Raw genomic sequence first — 20,047 nt, forward strand, 5'->3', positions numbered from 1 at the left:
GCTATCCCCGCCTGAAGCCCGATGAATTTGATCGGGAAAAGGCAATGGGGTCCATCGGTGACAGTTGACGCAACTCCTCCTCGTCTGGAAATCCGCAATCTGATCGCCCGGTACGAGGGGCGGGTCGTTGTGGACGACGTCTCTCTGACCGTTGAGGCGGGGAAGGTAACCTGTTTGCTGGGGCCGTCGGGCTGCGGCAAGTCGACCACTCTGCGCATGATCGCGGGGGTCGAGATGCAGGAGTCGGGTGAAATCTATGTGGACGGCAAGCTGATCTGCGACACAGTCTTTCGCGTACCGCCCGAGCGCCGCGAGATCGGGCTGATGTTTCAGGATTTTGCGCTGTTCCCACATCTGAACGTGGCCGACAACGTGGCCTTTGGCCTGACGGGGCGCAAAGAGGAAAAGCGCGCTCGTGTCGAGGAACTACTGCGCAAGGTCGACCTGATCCATTTCATTGACAAGTTCCCGCACCACCTTTCCGGCGGTGAACAGCAACGGGTGGCATTGGCGCGCGCGCTGGCACCGCGCCCGCGTATCATGCTGATGGACGAGCCGTTCTCGGGTCTCGATAACCGTTTGCGCGACGGTATCCGCGATGAGACTTTGGCGATCCTCAAGGAAGAGGACGCCGCTGTTGTACTGGTGACGCACGAGCCCGAAGAGGCGATGCGCATGGCTGATGAGATTGCCCTGATGCGGCGCGGTAAGATCGTGCAGCAAGGTGCGCCTTACAACGTTTACACCCGTCCTGTCGACAAGGCTGCGGTGGCATTTTTCAGTGATGTCAACGTGGTACGTGGTCGAGTTGAAGGCGCCCTGACAAAAACTCCATTCGGTCAGTTCCTGGCGCCGGGCGTACCAGACGGCACGGATGTCGAGATTGTTTTTCGGCCTCAGCACGTCCGGCTGGATTTCGATCGCAACGGCAAGGGACCTTTGCCTACGGTGACCGACGGCGTCGCCGCCCGCGGCGTGGTCGAGCGGGCGCGGTTTCTGGGCAATGAAAGCCTGGTGGAGTTTCGGATGGATCATGATGGCTCGATCCTGCGGGCCACCGTGCCGAATGTCTTTGTGCCCAATCCGGGGCGGGTCATGTGGTTGACCGTTCGCCGGGATCGGTGCTTTGTTTTCCCGGATTAGGGTCTGAAATCACAGTTTGAGCCCAAGTGGTGCGCGAAAGCCGCAGATTGCGGGTTCGCATTGCTTGCCGCCACGCTAGGGCGGGTCTATCAAGGTCAAAAAGCAGCGGTGGATGGGGCATATGCGTATTCTTTTGACCAATGATGACGGCATCAACGCTCCGGGCCTGATCGCATTGGAGGCGGTTGCAGCCGATCTGGCCGGGCCGGATGGAGAGGTGTGGGTGGTCGCACCTGCTTTCGAGCAATCGGGTGTCGGCCATTGCATCAGCTATACCCACCCGATGATGGTTGCCAAGCTGGGCGAGCGTCGCTTTGCCGCCGAAGGCTCGCCTGCCGATTGCGTGTTGGCCGGGCTGCATGACGTGATGAAGGACGCACGGCCTGATCTGGTGTTGTCAGGGGTGAACCGGGGCAACAACTCGGCGGAAAACACGCTCTATTCCGGTACCGTCGGTGGCGCGATGGAGGCCGCCTTGCAGGGCATCCCGGCCATCGCGCTTTCGCAGTACTTCGGCCCGCGCAACCTGGGATTGGATGACCCGTTCGAGGCTGCGACCCGATTTGGTGCCGATCTGGTGCGGAAAATCCTGCATGCGACTCCGACAGAGCAGGGCGACTATCGGCTGTTTTATAACGTAAATTTCCCTCCCGTGCCTGCGGATGAAGTGTTGGGCACGCGTGTGGCCCCGCAAGGCTATCGCCGCGATACCCATTTCTCGGTCGAACCGCACAGCTCGCCTTCAGGGCGGCGGTTCCTGTGGATCAAGGGCGGCTATCAGCACAACCCGACCGCGCCAGGTACGGATGCGGCAGTCAATCTGGCGGGCTATATCTCGGTCACGCCGATGCGGGCCGATCTGACGGCGCATGATGCGCTTGAGGCACTGAAGACAATCGAATGACCGGACTGGATCCCGAAACGAAAATGCAGTTCCTGTTCGCCTTGCGGTCGCGGGGTGTGACGGATGCGCGCGTGCTGGCGGCGATGGAGCAGATTGATCGGGGCCGGTTCGTCAAAGGTCTGTTTGCCGAACGCGCCTATGAGGACACGCCGTTGCCGATTGCCTGTGGGCAGACGATCAGCCAGCCCTCGGTAGTGGGGTTGATGACGCAGGCGCTCGAGGTCAGCCCGCGGGATACGGTGCTAGAGGTTGGAACCGGCTCGGGCTATCAGGCTGCGATCCTGTCCAAGCTGGCACGACGGGTCTATACGGTGGAGCGTCACAAGCGTCTGGTGCGCGAAACCGGGCAGTTGTTTCGCGATTTGGGGCTGACCAATGTCACCGCGATGCTGTCGGACGGCTCTTTCGGTTTGTCCGAGCAGGCACCGTTTGATCGAATCATTGTGACCGCTGCGGCGGAAGACCCGCCCGGGCCACTCTTGGCGCAGCTCAAAATCGGCGGTATCATGGTGTTGCCGGTGGGACAATCGGATGCGGTTCAGACCCTGATCCGGGTCCGGCGTACCGAAACCGGTCTGGACTATGACGAATTGTTGCCCGTTCGTTTCGTGCCCCTGTTAGAGGGGCTTGGCAGGGACGGGGCGTAAGTAAATATTCTGCAAAAGCGCCGGAACCCCGGAGAACAGGGGCAGGCGTTGAGGACAGTAAGATGAGAGCAGTTTCCAAATCAGCGATGCTTCGCTGCGCGAGAGGGGTTGCGGTTGTGGCGTTCCTTGCCGGATGCGAGGGCCCGTTCGACTATGATCTGCGCGGGGAGGTCGGTGGATTTTCTACCGCTGACGCAGCGAGAGGCGTGACCGCTAATCGCCCAACGCCCGACGCGCGCGGAGTGATTACCTATCCTAACTACCAGGTGGCCGTCGCGCGCCGGGGCGACACGGTCAGTGATGTCGCCGCGCGTATCGGTCTGCCAGCGGGCGAGTTGGCCAGATTTAACGGGTTGCAACCCGCAGACCAATTGCGTGACGGCGAAGTGATTGCTCTGCCGCGCACCGTCAATGCGGCCAGCACGGTGGATATCGCCACTATTGCCGGAACAGCGATTGACGAGGCTCCGGCGGATGGTTCGGTTCGGACATCGACGCTGGAACCTGCGCGACCCGTCGCGGCACCGGCGCCGACACCGCCTGTCGCCTCGGGGCCAGAGCCGGTTCGCCACAAGGTCAAACGGGGCGAGACGGCCTACACCATTGCGCGGCTCTATGATGTGCCGATTGATTCACTGGCAGAATGGAACGGGTTGGGACCGGACTTTACAGTGCGGGAAGATCAATTCCTGCTGATCCCGATCAAGAACCAACCAGCGCCGCAACAGGCCGCTGTGCCGGCCACCAATGTCACGCAGCCGGGGCAGGGATCGCCCACGCCGACACCGCCAAGCGCGACGCAACCTCTACCGGACGAGCAGATATCCCCGGCCGTGCCTGCGCCTGACGTGACCGCAGAAGCGCCGACCAGTCAGAGCAACTCGGCCCTTGGCCTGCCGGTCACAGGGACGATCATTCGGACTTATGCAAAGGGCAAGAACGAGGGGATCGATATCGCAGGTTCACCGGGTTCTGCCGTAAAGGCGGCCGAGGCCGGAACGGTTGCAGCCATCACCGCGGATGCCGATCAGGTGCCGATCATCGTGATCAAGCACAACAGCGATCTTCTGACGGTTTATGCGAATGTCGATAAAGCAACAGTCAAGAAAGGCGACCGCGTGCGCCGTGGGCAGCAGATCGCGTCCCTGCGCGGTGGGGATAACTCCTATGTTCATTTTGAAGTGCGCAAGGGATTCGAGTCAGTTGATCCTGAGCCTTACTTGAAGTGACGGAAAGGACCCGCTCCGGGCCATGTCGCGGGCGGGTATATCATTGGCCAGATGAAGAACGGGTCAGGTGTGTGGATCGAAGTCGTCCAGACGTTTGCCGGGTTCGTCGGCGAAAATTTCCGGCAAGGGCTCGACCGCTTCGATCAGGTCGATTCGGAATACTCGGAATCCCTCGCGCAACTCGCACCAGGCGGTCAGGGTCCAGACACGGCCCCAGTATTCCATGTGTAGGGGTCGTATAGTGCGTTCCGTCAGGACACCGTCGATACGGCGGTAGGACAAACGCAGTTTCTGGCGTGATTTGATGGCGGCCCGGATCGGGGCCATATGCGCCAGCCCCCGCGCGGCGTCGGCAAAAGGGTAGACGGCGAATTTCCACGTATCGGCCTCTGCCACGACCTGAGTGGGCAGCACCGCATCGATCTTGTCGGCCAGTGACTCGGCTGCTGCTTTGAGGTCCGGGTCGGCAGCTTCGGCGACGATTGCCATGCCGAGGTTCAGAGCTTCCAACTCCGCCGGGGTCAGGTTCAGCGGGGGCAGGGTGATCTGCTCGCGCACCAAATAGCCAACACCGCGTTCGCCTTCGACCGGGACGCCGGACGCGACCAGCGTATCCATGTCGCGATAGATCGTGCGGACCGACACCTCGAGCCGGTCCGCGATGTCCTGCGCGCGGTGCAGTTTGCCGTCGCGCAGGATCTGAATGATATCAAAAAGGCGGTCAGTACGGCGCATGACACGCCGTCCCAACCGCGTTTAGGCGGTCATGTTCCATAGCACATTCTCATGGCGCATCTGTACGCTGTCTGGCTGGATCGCGGCCATAAGGGCCGGGGCAAAATCCTGCCGCGGGAATTGCGCTGCTGCGTCATGCGCGGCCTTCATATCCGTCCAGATGACGTAGTCAGTCCAGCGACCATCTTCCCCCTGGCTCAGCTGACGGTGGGCAAATCCGGGGGCTGAACGGACGAACGCCTCGGACGCCTGACTAAGTCTCACAAACTCCTCCGTCGTTGTGCCATTGGCGAGGGTGAAAGTGACGATTTCTGCAACATGGGTCATTTTAATCTCCGTTGACCAGGTTTCGATGCCCTCTTCCTAGCCACCTGCAACTGACATAAACCTGTCAGTTGAGGAAGGCCAGCCCGTAAAAAACGTACGATCCGTTCACAATTCGGCGCGGAATTGATTTGCGTCACTTTTGCGCGCGGGCTTGTGGGCGTAGACACGGGGCCAGACAACATTCCCGGCGCGAGGCGCCGACGTACAAGGAGAAGAGACATGCTCAACAATATCGGCCTTCCCGGTCTTCTGCTGATCGCCGTAGTGGTGCTGGTGCTGTTTGGCCGCGGCAAAATCAGCTCGTTGATGGGCGAAGTGGGCAAGGGCATCACCTCGTTCAAGCGCGGCGTGAAGGAAGGCGCAGACGAGCTGGAGCAGGACGCAGCCGAAGTGGCCAAGGACGTCACTCCTGAGACCGACAAAGACAAGGCCTAAGTCCAGATGTTTGATCTGGGCTGGACCGAGCTTTTGGTCATCGGCGTTGTTGCCCTGATCGTTGTGGGGCCAAAGGACCTGCCGGTGCTGTTCCGCAATGTCGGGCGATTTGTCGGCAAGGCGCGTGGCATGGCGCGCGAGTTCTCCAGCGCCATGAACGAGGCCGCCGATCAGGCGGGCGTGAATGAGATCAAGAAAGGTCTCAACGCGGCCACCAACCCTGTCGGAACTGCAATGGATGGCGTAAAAGAGGCCGCGCAGGATCTGGCGAAAAGCATCGACCCGACCAAGTTTGACCCTGACAGCGAGACCGGCAAGCTGGCCGCTGAACGGGCCGAGCAGGCCAAGAAGATCCAGGCCTCGACCGCGCGGGCCGCCGCCGAACGCAAGGCCAAGGAAGCTGCTGACGCGCTGGCCAAGGCTGAAGAGGCCGAAGCCGCGCTGAAAACCGAAAGCAAGACATGACCAAAACCGACGAGATCGAGGACAGCTCGGCCCCACTGATCGAGCACCTGGCGGAACTGCGCACGCGGTTGATCCACTGCGTCGTGGCGTTTCTGGTCGGGATGATCATCTGTTTTACGGTCGCCACGCCGCTGTTTAATTTCCTGACCAACCCCCTGTGCAGTGTTCTGGCCGAACGAGGACAGGACTGCGGGTTGATCTTCATCTCGCCGCAGGAAGGGTTTTTCGTTGCCATCAAGGTCTCATTGCTGGGCGGTTTCATTCTGGCCTTTCCGTATATCGGAATGCAGATGTGGCGGTTTGTGGCGCCGGGCTTGTACAAATCGGAGAAGAACGCGTTTCTGCCGTTCATGCTGGCCTCACCCTTCATGTTCCTGCTGGGGGCGAGCTTTGCGTTCTATGTGGTCACGCCACTGGCCTATGACTTCTTCCTTGGCTTCCAGCAATTCGGAGCCGAAGGTGAGGCCGTGACCGAGGGCGCAACCGCGGCGCCGTTGAGCGTGGTATTCCAGGGCTCGGCGCAGGAATACCTCAACCTGACGATTAAGTTCATTGTGGCCTTTGGCCTGTGTTTCCAGCTGCCGGTTCTGCTGACCCTGATGGGCAAGGCGGGACTGGTAACCGCCGAAGGGTTGGGCTCGGTACGCAAATACGCTGTGGTCGCCATTCTGGTGCTGGCCGCGCTGGTGACCCCGCCGGACGTGATCACACAGATCATCCTGTTTGTGGTGGTTTACGGGCTCTATGAGGTGTCGATCTTCCTCGTCGCTCGGGTCGAGAAAAAGCGCGAAGAGCAACTGCGCGCAGATGGCTACTATGACGACGAAGAAGAAGAGGCCGACGAAGAGATCATTCTGGAAGAAGACGGCAAGTAATCCTGTCGGTTGCTAAAAATCAGGCGCGTCCTTCGGGGCGCGCCTTTTTCGTGCCGCGCTCTTGTTGTGCCGGGCGGAACATGGTTTGAACCCCGCAAGACAAGACCGGAGGCCCCAATGGACGATCAAGCCCTGAACCGCATCGCCGACGCGCTGGAACGTATGGCGCCAGCCCCTCTGGCTGCGCCGGACTTTGCGGCAGCTCCGGCCTTTGTCTGGCATGTGGAGCCCGATCGGCTGGAGCCTGTTACGCAGGTCAACCGTGTCGATCTGGATCTGCTGGTCGGTATCAACCGATCCCGCGATACGTTGCTGGACAACACGCGCCGCTTCGCCGCTGGTTTCAAGGCCAACAATGCGTTGCTCTGGGGCGCGCGCGGGATGGGGAAATCCAGCCTTGTCAAAGCAGTGCATGGCTCCCTACAGGCCGAGCATCCGAACTTGAAGCTGGTCGAACTGCAGCGCGAGGACATGGGCTCGGTCGCGCGCCTGCTGAACCATCTGCGCGCCGCGCCACACCGATTTATACTGTTTTGCGATGACCTGTCGTTCAGCCACGATGATCAACACTACAAATCACTCAAGGCTGTGTTGGATGGCGGCATCGAAGGCCGCCCCGAAAACGTCGTCTTTTACGCCACATCGAACCGCCGCCACCTGATGCCGCGGGACATGATCGAGAACGAGCGTTCAAGCGCCATCAACCCGTCCGAGGCGGTCGAGGAAAAGGTTTCACTGTCTGATCGCTTCGGCCTGTGGCTGGGCTTCCATCCCTGCGATCAGGACGAGTATCTGGCCATGATCGACCGCTACTGCGCGGCCTACGGAGTGTCCGTCGCCCCCGAGACATTGCGCGCCGAAGCCATAGAATGGCAGGCCACACGCGGCGCACGCTCGGGCCGCGTGGCTTGGCAGTTTTTTGTCGATCTCGCCGGGCGCAACGGCGTTCACATCGCGTAACCCGCCCGCTTCATCTGGTCAAAAAAACCTTCGCCGGAGGCATGGCCCAATGGGCCATTCCTTACAGTAACGCCAGAATTCGCGCAGCCTCATCCGCCGTGCTGGTCAACGCATCCCGATCCTCGCCGGGATGGAACCGGGCGCGCACAGCTGTTGGCATCGGCTTGGGCTCGACAATTGTCACGCGTGGACCGGTCCGTTCGGTTTCCAGCGCCCAGCTGCGCGCAAGCGCCAACTGAGCGGCCTTGGTCGCACCATAGATGCCATAGAATTTTTCACCCGCTTTGGGATCGTCGAAAAACACCGCGTGGCCCGCCTCACCCAACAGGGGAGAGATATAGGGGATCAGGACCGACGTGGCCGTGGCGTTGGTGTTGACGGCTTTGGTCCATTCCTTCGGGTCGATGAAGTGCGTGGGTGTCAGGGCGGATGTGTGAACTGCGGTATGCAGCCACAGGTCCACCTTGCCCCAACGGTCGTGAATGCCCCGGCACAGGGTCGCCATGGCATTCGGATCAGCGATGTCCATGGGCGCAAGCGTCGCCGCACCGCCTTTGGCGCGGATGCGATCATCCAGCTCTTCCAGCCCGCCGGTGGTGCGGGCAACGGCGACGATGTGATATTCGGGTGCCAGTGCCTCGGCCAGGGCAGCGCCCAGCCCGCGAGAGGCCCCGGTGACGAGGGCAATTTTACTCTGATCGGTCATGACAGCGGTTTGAACCCCTGCGCGAAGGGCGTCAAGCCGGATTAGCTGCCGGGTATAACGATCCGCTTGGTCTGGCCGCTTTGTCGCAGCATCACACCTTTGTCATCAATGGCGACCACTGTGCCCGTTGAGACCCGGCTGCCCGGTTTGACCTCTTTCACGCGCCCCGAAGACATGCGCACCAGCGCGCGCATATCCGATTTCGACCCGAAGACCCCCAGAACGGACACAGAGCTTTTGTTCAGCGCACCCTTTTGCGTGGCTGCACTTGTGACGGTTGCGTTTGACATTAATTCCGGCCTGACCGCGGTGGCCCGACCCCTTGTTATGAGTGGTTGGTTGCCGGAGGCCTAGCAAACCGGAGCCACGACTAAAAGCCTGACCGAAGGACGAGAAAGCGGCTGGCGTCACAACCCCGCCGAAACCCTTGCGATTGCAATTTCTTCACCGAAGGGTTGTGCGCGAAAACCCACTCATGGACCTGAATTCCGGGCACAAATTGGCCCGCGTCACGTCAGCGAGGCGGGCCGAAAGCTGTATTGATTCGGTTTTAGAACTTATCCCGAAGCCAGTTTCGCTCCGTTCCACGACCCACCGGGCACCAGCATGTCCTCGCGCTTTTTGCTGACGCGGCTGCTGTTCTCCAGACTGTCCAGGTAGTCGTCGCTGACACTGCCGGTGATGTAGTTGCCATCAAAACAGGAGCAGTCGAAAGCCTCGATCTCGGGGTTGCCTTCCTTGGCGGCCCAGATCAGGTCTTCGAGGTTCTGGTAGAACAGGGCATCCGCCCCCAGCTCTTGTCTGATTTCTTCAATGTCTTTGCCATGAGCGACCAGTTCATGCTTGGTGGGCATGTCGATGCCATAGACATTGGGGAATTTCACCGGCGGCGAGGCGCTGGCGATATAGACTTTTTTCGCCCCGGCTTCGCGGCACATCTGCACGATCTTCTTGATCGTGTTGCCGCGCACGATCGAGTCGTCGATCAGCAGCACGTTGTGATCCTTGAACTCCAGCGGCACGGCGTTCAGCTTGCGACGCACTGATTTCTGACGCTCTTCCTGACCGGGCATGATGAAGGTCCGTCCGACATAGCGGTTCTTGACCAGACCTTCGCGGTAGGGGATGCCGATTGCCTTGGCGACTTCCAGCGCGACCGGACGGGCGCTGTCGGGCACAGGAATGATACGATCGATATCTAGCCCGGCGTCCTCGATCTGCCGGGCCAGTGTCTGGCCCATGCGCATCTGGGTCTTGTAGACCGAAACACCGTCCAACAGCGAGTCAGGCCGTGCCAGATAGACATACTCAAAGATACAAGGTGTCAGTTTCCCTTGGACCGCCTGGAACGTGTGCATGTTCCCTTGCAGATCTATCAGGATCGCCTCACCGGGTTTGACGTCTCGCAATTTTTTAAAACCGTTGATACCGAATGCCACGTCCTCCGAGGCAAAGGCATAGTCGTCACCTTTGCCATCCACGTTGCGCTTGGCGACGGACAGCGGCCGAATGCCATAGGGGTCGCGGAAGGCCAACATGCCGACACCGGCAACCAGACAGATCACCGAATAGGCACCCTGAACCCGTTCCATCGTCATCTTCACGCCGGCAAAGAGATTGCGGATGGGCTCGGCATTGCCATTCACCTTGATCGCATCGGCCACTTTGTCGGCCAGCACGTTCAGCAGGATCTCGGAATCCGATGTCGTGCGTAGGTGGCGGCTGTATTTGGCGGTCACTTTCTCGCGCTGTTCGGCGGTGTTGGTGATGTTGCCGTTGTGGACCAGATAGATGCCGTAAGGCGCGTTCACAAAAAATGGCTGCGCTTCGGCTGCGCTGAGCGATCCCGCGGTGGGGTAGCGCACATGGCCCATCCCGATCTTGCCCAGCAGGGTCTCGGCGTCCTGCGCGTTGAACACGTCCTTGACCAGGCCGTTGGCTTTCTTCTCACGGAAGAACTCACCGTTATAAGTGACGATGCCCGAGGCGTCCTGACCCCGGTGCTGCAGCATCAGCAGCCCGTCATAGATTTCCGCAAAGACATCATGCGTCCTGCTTGCGATCCCCAAAATCCCACACATGTACGGGCTCCAACTTCTACGACGTTTTGACTAGCGATGATGATCTGAACATCTGCATGGGTGTAACTGTTCGCCTTGCCGCCATCCCGGCTGTTGGTGCAGACGCGTCATCGTCACGAGGGCGAGCGCGAAAGTAAACAGGGTCAGCAAGATCGGTGGCTCCGATTCCATGTCAGTTCGGCATCCACATAATGCCTTACGGGGCCTGTGTCATCAAAGGATCACAATTGTTGTTTCCTGCGGGTGTATTTTGCCTGTCACGGCTTCAAAAGGTGACATGGGCGCAGGCTTGTGCTGTCATGACGAAAGTCATGAGTAGTTTCATAAAACTCGGTTCGACTGGGGCAGCGCCATGTGGCAACACAAGCAAGGAAAAAAAAAGGAAGAGCCTGTAAAGCGCCGGTGCCATCGATGCCGCGGTATGGGACGCGCGCCTTGCCCAATTTGCAATGGAGCGGGAGAGGTCCTCAAGAGCCGCGATATACACGGCAAACCTATAATGGGTCGCTGCGAAGGCTGCTTCGGTCTTAAAACCATCAGATGTACAGTCTGCTCGGGCGAGGGTTTTGTCAGCTAAACCCTGCCGCGCAGCAGCAAAAAACAACGCCCGGACAATGCCGGGCGATATTTCTTATTCGGTGGTGGCCGGTGCCGCCGGTTGTTCCGTAGTCTCGGTGCCACCGTTGCAGCTTGCCACAAGCTCCTCATATTGCCGAGTGACCCAGCCCAGAGCCTGTTCCGGGTTTTGTTCTTCGATCCGGTCGCTGAATTGTTCGAAAACTTTGGCCGAGCGGCTTTCGTCGACGATCGTATAAGACTGACCGGTCATAACGGTGTCATAGACAAAGAAGGCGATGGCCACCAACAGGATGCCGCGTGCGATGCCGAAGAAGAAGCCAAGTGCCTGATCCAGCCCGCCAATGGCCGAACGCTGAACGATCGACGAAAACAGCGGTGTAAAGATGCTGACCACGATCAGCGCGATGGCAAACACTGCGGCAAAGCCGGTGATCACCGACAATTCGCAGCTGTCGCGCAGGAAATCTCCGACAACCGGGATCTCTTTCACCAGCGGCACGGCTTGGGGTGCAAAAATGAAGGCCAGAACAGCCGCCGCGACCCAGCCCGCGATGGCCAATACCTCACGTAAAAACCCGCGCGAATAGGCCAGCAGGCCCGACACGACGATGATCAGGGCAACCACCCCGTCGATTATTGTAAAACCTTCCATGGCCCTCGCCTGTATTTTTTTCTGCCCCTCAAGGCGTTACTTTAACCTGCTCCGAAGGTTTCGCCAACAAACCCCACCAAATCAGAGGGTCGGGTGAGTGTCAGACCTGCCACAGTGCCGGTTTTGCCGCCCGCCGGAGCGATCGCCGATGTGAAACCAAGTTTTTGGGCTTCTTTCAACCTGTTTTCTGTCTGTGGGGCCGGTCTAAGTGCCCCAGATAACGAGATTTCTCCGAAAACGACAGTATCTGCGGGCAGGGCTGTGTCTTCACGGGCACTTAGCAGGGCAGCAGCGACGGCGAGGTCGGCGGCGGGCTCGCTGACTTTCAGCCCTCCGGCCACGTTCAGATAGACATCAAGACCTGCGAAAGGGATACCGCAGCGGGCTTCAAGAACGGCCAGGATCATGGCCAGCCGCCCACTGTCCCATCCGACCACGGTACGGCGGGGTTGGGAATGAGGGGATGGTGCCACAAGTGCTTGTAATTCTACCAAAACAGGGCGTGTTCCTTCGATACCTGCGAACACGGCCGATCCGGGGCTGGGTGTGCCGCGTTCCGACAGGAACAGGGCCGAGGGGTTGGTCACCTGGGCCAACCCTTTGCCGGTCATTTCGAACACGCCGATCTCATCTGCGGGGCCAAAGCGGTTCTTGACCGCGCGCAGGATGCGGAACTGATGGCCGCGCTCGCCCTCGAAGTAAAGCACAGTATCGACCATATGCTCGACCACGCGAGGGCCTGCGATCTGGCCTTCCTTGGTGACGTGACCAACCATGATGATCGAAACACCGTGTCGTTTCGCAAACGTGGTCAATTCATGCGCTGCGGCCCGGACTTGTGACACCGAGCCGGGGGCGCTGTCCACATTGTCCGCCCACATGGTTTGAATCGAGTCGATGATGGCCAGGCCGGGCTTTTCCGCTTCGAGCGTCGTCAGGATGTTGCGCAGGTTTGTCTCGGCGGCCAGTTGGACCGGCGCATCCTCAAGACCAAGACGGCGCGCGCGCATGCGAACCTGCGCACTGGCTTCCTCGCCCGAAACATAGATGGTTTTAACGCCCGCGCGGGAAAACCGAGCAGCGGCCTGTAAAAGCAGAGTGGACTTGCCGATCCCGGGGTCTCCGCCCACCAACAGGGCAGAGGCGGGGACGAGTCCGCCGCCCAACACGCGATCCAGTTCCTCGACCCCGCAAAGGGTACGCGGCGGGGGCGTTTCTTCGGTCGACAGGTCGGTGAGAGCGATGGATTGACCGCGTTTGCCGCCCAAAGATTTCTTGGCCGGGCCAGCGGAAAGGGGGACGTCCTGCGATATGGTGTTCCATTCACCGCATCCGTCGCAACGCCCGGACCAGCGCGAATGTGTCGCGCCACAGGCCGAGCAGGAGAAAGTCGTCTTTGCCATGGGGCCTTGGTGCCCGAGGACAAGCGTTTCTTCAAGCCCTGACGGGCTTTCATCTCGGCCGGTGAGGGGCCGCGTCCTCAGGCCCCTAAACGGGACCATCGTCCGCAGCGGGTGCTGTCGCACCTATTCCGCGGCGCGGGGCGGTCGCGACATGGCAACAACGCTGGACGCTTTGGAGGTCTTGTCCTTCGGAGGGGTCTGCAACTGGGCCGACAACTCGGGCAGCAGTTCAAACAGTTCATCACGCAAACGGGATAGCTGCGATTTGGCGATGGATTCTTCCAACTCGACATCCCGCGTCCATTGGCGCAGTTCGCTCTGGATTACCCGGGCCTCTTCGAGCCGCTTCTGGAAAAGCTCGATCTCTTCCTGGCGTTGCTGCAGGAAGGTTCGCGCGCGGTTGACCCGGACGTCGCCATAGGTCTCGGCCAGTTCGTGACTGATCTGGCTCATCTGAGCTGCAAGCTCCAGTATCTCAGGCTCAAGCGATTGAAGGTCAGGGTGCTGGCGCAAGAAGGCCATCCGCTCTTTGACCGCGTCGAATTCGGACGACATCATGAACAGTCCTTCGCGATCGGTCGCATGGGCCATCTGATAAGCCGACGAGATGTCATGCATGTTCAGCGCGAACTTTCGATGGTTGTTTTCCAACGCCATCATCCGCGCATTGGCTGGCAGGTAGAACGCCAGCATCAGAATCAGCGCGGTCAGGCCGATCTGAACGTACATCCCGGCATCGGTTACCGTGCCGTCACCGAACCCGGCTTGAATCGAGAGCCAAGGTAAAACTCCCAAAGCGGACAGAAGTGTGGCTGAGACGGATAGCAAAGCGGTTGAGCATATCAGGAAAAAAGTCAGTTTTAAAAAGATATTCTGAAATTGCAATGTGATAGTGTGGAGGGCGGTCATGATTGACGAACTCCTTCTGGAACCGGTTAACACCAAGCCCAAGCGGAGACACCTAAAACACACAGAATGATCCGCTGCGGACCCGTAAACTACAAATTTTTGCTGCTCGAAATATAATAATGATACTCAGATAAATGTTTTCAATCAATTAGCTCTGAGAATTTCGTGATCTGCGTGTCATTTCGGTAATGTGGCCCAATGCGATTGAGGCCAGAATACAGGCCGTGAACAGGTAGAGGCCCCATGCGGTTTCAATAGTTGCGTAAGAGATTCCTTTGGCCAGCGTGATGTAGAGCGCGATCAGAAAGATGTCGGCCATGGCCAGTTTCCCGAGGATGTTGAGCGCGGGTTGGACGCGTGCGTCCAGCAAGTCCCATTGGATCAGAGCGGTGCCGATGGTTTTGATATAGGGTGCGAAGAGAGCGAAGATGGTGACGATCAGCGCCAGAAAGACGTCCGATTTCCATAGGGATTGCAGGCCGGTGATGACGCTGATTTCCGACAGGCCGAAGATCGGCAACAGGCCAGCGCGCATCAGTGGGGCGAACCACGCGATGGGGTAGAGGATCAGGAGAGAGAGTGTGGCGAGGCGGAGGGTCATTGGCATCACTGATACGTAATTAGTGTTCTGAGAATTTGCTATGATCTTAGCCAATGGGTGGTACGGCAGTTTTTAAACCCTGAAAAACTGCCCACACTGTTGCGGGACCTGCGACGATAAAAACCAGGCCCACTAGCCTTGTAAAAGGCTTTAGATCAAAAAAACGCCCAGGCCACAAAAGAACGACTGAAATTGCGGCATAACACAGGGCGTTACCTATCAGAAAGGGTGTTTGGGGTAGGGCGAAGCTTGGTTGAAGAGCGTATAGGACCCCATAGGCAAAGGTTGCAAGTATCAACACGGACAGTACTCGAAACCGTGTAAACCCCACCAACGCAAAGTAAGCAGCGAAAGCCCAGCAAAACAGCAGCCCGAGGCCCAATAAATAGTCCGAAACTAAGTTCGTCACCGCACCGCCTCAATAGGCCCCTCAGCGCTTCCGCTGATGAACTGCTCCACATAGGGATCACCCGAGGCATCCATCTGGCTGACCGGGCCGGTCCATTGGATGACGCCCCCGTGCAGCATGGCGACGTTGTCGGCAATGGCTCGGACGGAACTCATGTCGTGGGTGATGGTCATCGCGGTGGCGCCCATCTCGGTCACGATCTCGCGGATCAGGTCGTTGATGACGCCGGACATGATGGGGTCAAGGCCGGTGGTGGGCTCATCGAAGAAAATGATTTCGGGCTCGGCGGCGATGGCGCGGGCGAGGCCCACGCGTTTCTGCATGCCACCCGACAGTTCTGAGGGAAAGCGGTCAGCCACGTCGGATTTCAGACCCACGCGGCGCAGTTTCTCGATGGCAATCTCGCGGGCGTATTCCGGCGGGCGCTTCAGCGGGCCACGCAGCAGTCGGAAGCTGACATTCTGCCAGACGGGCAGCGAGTCAAACAGGGCCGCGCCCTGGAACAGCATGCCGAACCGGGCCAGAAATTTATCGCGGTCGCCCTTGGTCGCGTCCTTGCCGTTCACGTAGATCATTCCACTGTCGGGCTTGATCAGGCCCAGGATACATTTCAGCGCCACAGATTTACCGGTGCCAGAACCGCCGATGATGACCATCGAAGTGCCTTTGGGGATCTCAAGGTTCATGCCTTGCAGAACCTGGTTATCGCCAAATGTCTTATGTACATTCTCCATCCGGATCATAGCGAGAAGAACACCCCTGTCAGAATGAAGTTGGCGGCCAGAATCATGATGGCGGCGGATTCGACCGAGGACTTTGTGGCGCGGCCCACACCCTGCGCGCCGCGGCCCGAATCCATACCGTAATAGCAGCCCATGATCGCTGCGATCAGGCCGAAAGCGGCCCCTTTGACCAGCGATGAGACGATGTCACGGGCTTCAAGGAAATTGACCGTGTTCGACAGGTAGTTTGCCGGATTGAAACCCAAATTCTGTGTCGCGACCGCATAGCCGCCTGCGATGCCGATGATGTCTCCGATCCCGACCAGCAGCGGAACGGTGATCAGCGCGGCCAGAACGCGCGGGGCGGTCAGGTATTTCATCGGGTGGGTGGACAGGGTGACCAGCGCGTCAATCTGCTCGGTCACTTTCATGGTGGCGATCTCGGCCGCGATGGAAGAGGTCACGCGTGCCGCGATCATCAGGCCGACCAGAACGGGCCCCAGTTCGCGTACCATTCCGATGGCGACGATTTGTGGTACCACGGCCTCGGCGTTGAAACGGGCGCCACCAGCGTAGATTTGCAGGGCCAGCGCGCCACCGGTGAAGATGGCGGTCATGCCAACAACCGGCAGCGACAGCCAGCCGATATTCATCAGCGCAACGACAAACTCTCGCGGGTAGTAAGGCGGGCGGAAGATGTGCGAGATCGCATCCACCGAAAACAGCGCGACTTTGCCAAAGGTGGCGAACAGCGCCAGGACCGCCCGGCCCAGACCGCCCAGCAGGTTGAGCGGGTTCATTCCACGTAACCCCTAGAAAAGCGCGCGCCAAGCGAGGTGAGGATTTCATACCCGATTGTGCCCGCGGCCTCGGCCAGATCATCGACAGTTTGGTGACCGTTCAGAATGCGCAGGCGTTCAGGGTCTTCGGGCAGGTCGGTAACGTCGACGGTGATCAGATCCATCGAGATCCGGCCAACCACTGGGCAGGGCTTACCGCTAGCGAATGTGTCAATACCGCCGCCTATGGCACGGTGCAGACCGTCGGCATAACCTGCTGCCACGGTCGCGATGCGCGATGGGCGACGGGCAATCCAGCTGTTGCCGTAGCCGACGGTTTCTCCGACCTCGACTGCGCGTACCTGAATGACGGGCAGATCGACTGTCACCACGGGCTTGGCGTCGGCAAAGGGCATGCCTCCGTAAAGGCCGACACCGGGGCGGCAGAAGTCGAAATGGAATTCGGGTCCCAACAACGTGCCGCCTGTGGCCGCCAGAGACCGGGGGGCGGTGACGCCGTCCGTCATCTCGTGGAAGGTTTTCAGTTGCTGGCGGTTCATCGGGTGGTCGGGTTCATCCGAACAGGCCAGGTGCGACATGACCACCGCCGGGTTCAACGGCTCGGCCTTGGGGCGCAGTTCGGCCCATTCTGCCGGTTCCAGACCCAGTCGGTTCATACCGCTGTCCAGCTGAATGCCAAAGGGGCGATCCGGCAGTGCTTGTTGGTGGCGCAGAAATTGTTCGGGTGAATTGATCAGCGGCGTCAGGTCATGAGCGCGCAGCAGGTCGGTGTCACCCTCCATATGACCCGAGAACACGCCGATCATGGGGCCGGCGCCAATGGCCTTGCGCACGGCGACACCTTCTTCCGCAACGGCAACAAAAAACTTGCGGACGCCTTCCTCGGCAAGGGTCGCGGACACCGGCCCAGCCCCCAGGCCATAGGCATCGGCTTTGACCACGGCGCCGGTCTCGACATCCGTTTTTGCGTTGAGCGCCCGCCAGTTGCTGGCCAGCGCCTGAAGATTGATCGTCAAACGTGCGGTACTCATGGTGCTGTTCATGACATTGGAGCGCGGCAGGTCAAGGGGGAATACGGCAATTCTTGTGCATATCGTTGCGATACCGCGCAGCTTTTGGCCAGTGTCGCAAGGCCTTGGCGAAAAAAGGCCTTTATGGCCTTGCACTGAGTATCGCCATTGTGTTCGCGCTGTGATCAACTGCGGGCATTGAAGGGGACTGTCGATGTTGCTGAATTGGAGCGGAATATGTTGAACCTGACCGCTGACTACAAGGCCAGAGCCGCTGAGTTGCCGGGACTGTTTCGGGATGTCTTTACCGCGTCCGAGGGAGAGGACGAAGGGCGCGTGGTCGGAGCTTTGGCGGCAGATCTTTTGAACGCGACCCCCGGGGAGGATCTGCTGGGCGTTCTGGCCGTGGACCGCGACGTGCTGGCCGGGTGTATCCTGTTTTCTCGGCTTCACTATGATCAGGACCCGCGACAGGTGTTCCTGATGTCTCCGGTGGCGGTGCGGACTGATCGGCAGAAATCAGGGGTCGGTCAAAAGCTGATCGGTTTCGGGCTAGAGCAGTTGCGCCTGCATGGTGTGGATTTTGTCGTGACTTACGGCGACCCGGCCTTCTACTGCAAAACCGGGTTTCAGCCGATGACCGAAGCGGACGCTCAACCGCCCATGCCGCTGAGTATGCCACATGGATGGATCGGGCAATCTTTGCGGGGTAATGAGACGCCAATTGAAGGCCCTTCGCGCTGTGTCAGCGCGTTCAACAGGCCCGAGTTGTGGTAGATCAGTAGCTCTCGATCTGGCCGTCCTGCTGCCAGGGTTTGACCAGATTGCCGAAGCGGGTGAACTGCGCCTCGAAGGACAGCTCGACCGTGCCGATGGGACCGTGACGCTGTTTGCCGACGATGACTTCGGCCTTGCCATGCAGGCGTTCCATGGCCTGCTTCCATTCTTCCATCTTTTCCAGTTCGTGATCACCGGGTTTTTCGCGTTCCTTGTAGTACTCTTCGCGGAATACGAACATCACCACGTCGGCATCCTGTTCGATCGAGCCGGATTCCCGCAGGTCTGATAGTTGCGGGCGCTTGTCATCGCGGTTTTCGACCTGACGCGACAGCTGGGACAGCGCGATGACCGGGATGTTCAGTTCCTTGGCGATGGCCTTCATGCCCATCGAAATCTCGGCGATTTCGTTGACCCGATTATCGGCCATGCCACGGCAGAGCTGCAGGTAGTCGATCACCAGCAAGTCCAGCCCGTGGGTTCGCTTCAACCGCCGTGCGCGGGCGGCAAGCTGCGAGATCGGCAGAGCAGGGGTGTCGTCGATGAACAGAGGGCAGGCTTCCAATTCCTTGGCGGCGTCCACAAAACGGCGGAACTCGGCCTCGGTCATGTCGCCCTGCCGGATTTTGTGCGAGGAGATCTCGGAAGCCTCGGCCAGGACCCGGCCTGCCAACTGTTCGGCGCTCATTTCCAACGAAAAGAACCCGACTACGCCGCCGTCAATCGCGCCTTCGCTGCCGTCGGGCTTGGTGCCGCGCTTGTACGCCTTGGCCACGTTGAAGGCCACGTTGGTTGCAAGTGAGGTTTTCCCCATCGATGGGCGACCCGCCAGGATGATCAGATCAGACGGGTGCAGGCCACCCAACTGTTTGTCCAAGTCGGCCAGACCGGTAGAGATCCCCGCCATGCCACCGCCGCGCTGGTACGCTTCATTGGTGACGTTGACGGCTTCTGTGACCGCCTTGAGGAAAGATTGGAAACCCTGTTCGGTCTGGCCCTGCTCGGATAACTGATAAAGCTGCTGTTCGGCTTCGACGATCTGTTCTTTGGGCTCGCTGGATACATCCACTCGCGCCGCCTTGTCCGAGATGTCCCGACCCAACCGGATCAACTCGCGCCGGATGGCAAGGTCATATATCATCTGGGCATAGTCATGCACCGCGAACGCGCTGATCGATGCACCGGCCAGTTTCACCAGATAGGCCGGGCCACCCAGCTCCTTCAGGCCCTCGTCTTCAGCCATGAAGGATTTCAGCGTCACAGGTGAGGCCAGCGCATTCTTGGCGATGCGATTGGCCGCAACCTCGTAGATGCGGGCGTGAACCGGATCATAAAAATGCTCGGACCCGATGATCGACGCCACCCGGTCATAGAGGTCGTTATTGGTCAGGATCGCACCCAGAAGCTGCTGCTCGGCTTCAATAGAATGCGGCATGGTTTCGGCATTTTGAATCTGCGCCGCTGCCTGCTCGATGCTGCTGATCTCGTTCATTGCTGCTCTCTATGCCTGTTGGGCACTGTCCATAACCGAGCCCCGTGAGTCGGGGCAAATTGTATGTTTCTGGGGATAGACTGTGCATATCTCCGGACCCCATCATGTTGAAACATGAATGGGACCGCCGTCAACATATTGTGTGGTTTTCACTGACCTGTCGGACGGTGCTTGACACTGCTCAAC

The 20,047-nt window shown here is 59.4% G+C and carries 22 protein-coding genes; 9 read left to right on the top strand and 13 right to left on the bottom strand.

Going from position 1 to position 20,047, the window contains the following annotated elements; all coding sequences use genetic code 11:
* The first annotated feature begins 21 nt into the window (after window positions 1–21).
* From ACR0IK_RS01720 to ACR0IK_RS01735, 4 genes are all read left to right on the top strand, one after another.
* Window positions 22–1,143, top strand: a complete 1,122-nt coding sequence (locus ACR0IK_RS01720; RefSeq protein ID WP_480640249.1) for an ABC transporter ATP-binding protein — start codon at window positions 22–24, stop codon at window positions 1,141–1,143.
* Window positions 1,144–1,264: 121 nt separating this feature from the next.
* Window positions 1,265–2,047 (top strand): 5'/3'-nucleotidase SurE, encoded by a 783-nt coding sequence (gene surE, locus ACR0IK_RS01725; RefSeq protein ID WP_480640250.1) that lies wholly within the window; start codon window positions 1,265–1,267, stop codon window positions 2,045–2,047.
* A complete protein-coding gene (locus ACR0IK_RS01730; protein ID WP_480589375.1) occupies window positions 2,044–2,694 on the top strand; it encodes a protein-L-isoaspartate(D-aspartate) O-methyltransferase in 651 nt (216 codons plus the stop codon). Before surE ends, ACR0IK_RS01730 begins: the two co-directional genes overlap by 4 nt.
* A 62-nt stretch (window positions 2,695–2,756) precedes the next feature.
* On the top strand, window positions 2,757–3,923 hold the full coding sequence (locus tag ACR0IK_RS01735; protein WP_480640251.1) for a peptidoglycan DD-metalloendopeptidase family protein: 1,167 nt from the start codon (window positions 2,757–2,759) through the stop codon (window positions 3,921–3,923).
* Between the two features lie 63 nt (window positions 3,924–3,986).
* Here the strand turns inward: ACR0IK_RS01735 and ACR0IK_RS01740 are convergent, their stop codons facing one another.
* On the bottom strand, window positions 3,987–4,658 hold the full coding sequence (locus ACR0IK_RS01740; protein WP_480640252.1) for a helix-turn-helix transcriptional regulator: 672 nt from the start codon (window positions 4,656–4,658) through the stop codon (window positions 3,987–3,989).
* Window positions 4,659–4,679: 21 nt separating this feature from the next.
* The gene (locus tag ACR0IK_RS01745; RefSeq protein ID WP_480640253.1) at window positions 4,680–4,985 is read right to left on the bottom strand and encodes a hypothetical protein; all 306 of its coding nucleotides are present in this window, start codon (window positions 4,983–4,985) and stop codon (window positions 4,680–4,682) included.
* 219 nt (window positions 4,986–5,204) lie between these two features.
* On the opposite strand from ACR0IK_RS01745, the gene ACR0IK_RS01750 reads away from it, so the two are divergent.
* The 4 genes from ACR0IK_RS01750 (at window position 5,205) to ACR0IK_RS01765 (ending at window position 7,720) form a co-directional block, all read left to right on the top strand.
* The gene (locus tag ACR0IK_RS01750; RefSeq protein WP_170325152.1) at window positions 5,205–5,420 is read left to right on the top strand and encodes a twin-arginine translocase TatA/TatE family subunit; all 216 of its coding nucleotides are present in this window, start codon (window positions 5,205–5,207) and stop codon (window positions 5,418–5,420) included.
* A gap of 6 nt (window positions 5,421–5,426) precedes the next feature.
* Window positions 5,427–5,885, top strand: a complete 459-nt coding sequence (gene tatB, locus ACR0IK_RS01755; RefSeq protein ID WP_480589369.1) for a Sec-independent protein translocase protein TatB — start codon at window positions 5,427–5,429, stop codon at window positions 5,883–5,885.
* Window positions 5,882–6,760 (top strand): twin-arginine translocase subunit TatC, encoded by an 879-nt coding sequence (gene tatC / locus ACR0IK_RS01760; RefSeq protein WP_480640254.1) that lies wholly within the window; start codon window positions 5,882–5,884, stop codon window positions 6,758–6,760. Before tatB ends, tatC begins: the two co-directional genes overlap by 4 nt.
* A 117-nt stretch (window positions 6,761–6,877) precedes the next feature.
* Window positions 6,878–7,720, top strand: coding sequence for an ATP-binding protein (locus ACR0IK_RS01765; protein WP_480640255.1), 843 nt, complete (start codon window positions 6,878–6,880; stop codon window positions 7,718–7,720).
* Window positions 7,721–7,781: 61 nt separating this feature from the next.
* Here ACR0IK_RS01765 and ACR0IK_RS01770 read toward each other — a convergent pair whose 3' ends face one another.
* From ACR0IK_RS01770 to alr, 10 genes are all read right to left on the bottom strand, one after another.
* Window positions 7,782–8,426, bottom strand: coding sequence for an SDR family NAD(P)-dependent oxidoreductase (locus ACR0IK_RS01770; protein WP_480589367.1), 645 nt, complete (start codon window positions 8,424–8,426; stop codon window positions 7,782–7,784).
* A 41-nt stretch (window positions 8,427–8,467) separates the two neighbouring features.
* Window positions 8,468–8,716: a hypothetical protein gene (locus ACR0IK_RS01775; protein ID WP_480589366.1), complete on the bottom strand. Its 249-nt coding sequence runs from the start codon at window positions 8,714–8,716 to the stop codon at window positions 8,468–8,470.
* A 267-nt stretch (window positions 8,717–8,983) separates the two neighbouring features.
* Window positions 8,984–10,507: an amidophosphoribosyltransferase gene (purF, locus tag ACR0IK_RS01780; protein WP_480589364.1), complete on the bottom strand. Its 1,524-nt coding sequence runs from the start codon at window positions 10,505–10,507 to the stop codon at window positions 8,984–8,986.
* A gap of 631 nt (window positions 10,508–11,138) precedes the next feature.
* Window positions 11,139–11,738 (bottom strand): CvpA family protein, encoded by a 600-nt coding sequence (locus ACR0IK_RS01785; protein WP_480589363.1) that lies wholly within the window; start codon window positions 11,736–11,738, stop codon window positions 11,139–11,141.
* A 41-nt stretch (window positions 11,739–11,779) separates the two neighbouring features.
* Window positions 11,780–13,141 carry a DNA repair protein RadA gene (gene radA, locus ACR0IK_RS01790; RefSeq protein ID WP_480640256.1) on the bottom strand — a complete coding sequence of 454 codons (1,362 nt, stop codon included), beginning with the start codon at window positions 13,139–13,141 and terminating at the stop codon, window positions 11,780–11,782.
* 123 nt (window positions 13,142–13,264) lie between these two features.
* Window positions 13,265–14,050 carry a DNA repair protein gene (locus ACR0IK_RS01795; protein ID WP_480640257.1) on the bottom strand — a complete coding sequence of 262 codons (786 nt, stop codon included), beginning with the start codon at window positions 14,048–14,050 and terminating at the stop codon, window positions 13,265–13,267.
* A gap of 148 nt (window positions 14,051–14,198) precedes the next feature.
* Complete coding sequence (locus ACR0IK_RS01800) at window positions 14,199–14,651, bottom strand: paraquat-inducible protein A (RefSeq protein ID WP_480589360.1); 453 nt, start codon at window positions 14,649–14,651, stop codon at window positions 14,199–14,201.
* 405 nt (window positions 14,652–15,056) lie between these two features.
* Window positions 15,057–15,803, bottom strand: a complete 747-nt coding sequence (locus ACR0IK_RS01805) for an ABC transporter ATP-binding protein (RefSeq protein WP_480640258.1) — start codon at window positions 15,801–15,803, stop codon at window positions 15,057–15,059.
* Window positions 15,800–16,582, bottom strand: a complete 783-nt coding sequence (locus ACR0IK_RS01810) for an MlaE family ABC transporter permease (RefSeq protein ID WP_480589355.1) — start codon at window positions 16,580–16,582, stop codon at window positions 15,800–15,802. Before ACR0IK_RS01810 ends, ACR0IK_RS01805 begins: the two co-directional genes overlap by 4 nt.
* Window positions 16,579–17,613: an alanine racemase gene (gene alr / locus ACR0IK_RS01815; RefSeq protein WP_480640259.1), complete on the bottom strand. Its 1,035-nt coding sequence runs from the start codon at window positions 17,611–17,613 to the stop codon at window positions 16,579–16,581. The genes ACR0IK_RS01810 and alr overlap by 4 nt, the downstream gene beginning before the upstream one ends.
* A 216-nt stretch (window positions 17,614–17,829) precedes the next feature.
* Between alr and ACR0IK_RS01820 the strand changes: the two genes are divergently transcribed.
* Window positions 17,830–18,369 (top strand): GNAT family N-acetyltransferase, encoded by a 540-nt coding sequence (locus ACR0IK_RS01820; RefSeq protein WP_480640260.1) that lies wholly within the window; start codon window positions 17,830–17,832, stop codon window positions 18,367–18,369.
* A 1-nt stretch (window position 18,370) separates the two neighbouring features.
* Here ACR0IK_RS01820 and ACR0IK_RS01825 read toward each other — a convergent pair whose 3' ends face one another.
* The gene (locus tag ACR0IK_RS01825; protein WP_480640261.1) at window positions 18,371–19,861 is read right to left on the bottom strand and encodes a replicative DNA helicase; all 1,491 of its coding nucleotides are present in this window, start codon (window positions 19,859–19,861) and stop codon (window positions 18,371–18,373) included.
* Window positions 19,862–20,047 lie beyond the last annotated feature (186 nt).

This window comes from Ruegeria sp. BF7 (assembly GCF_056538605.1).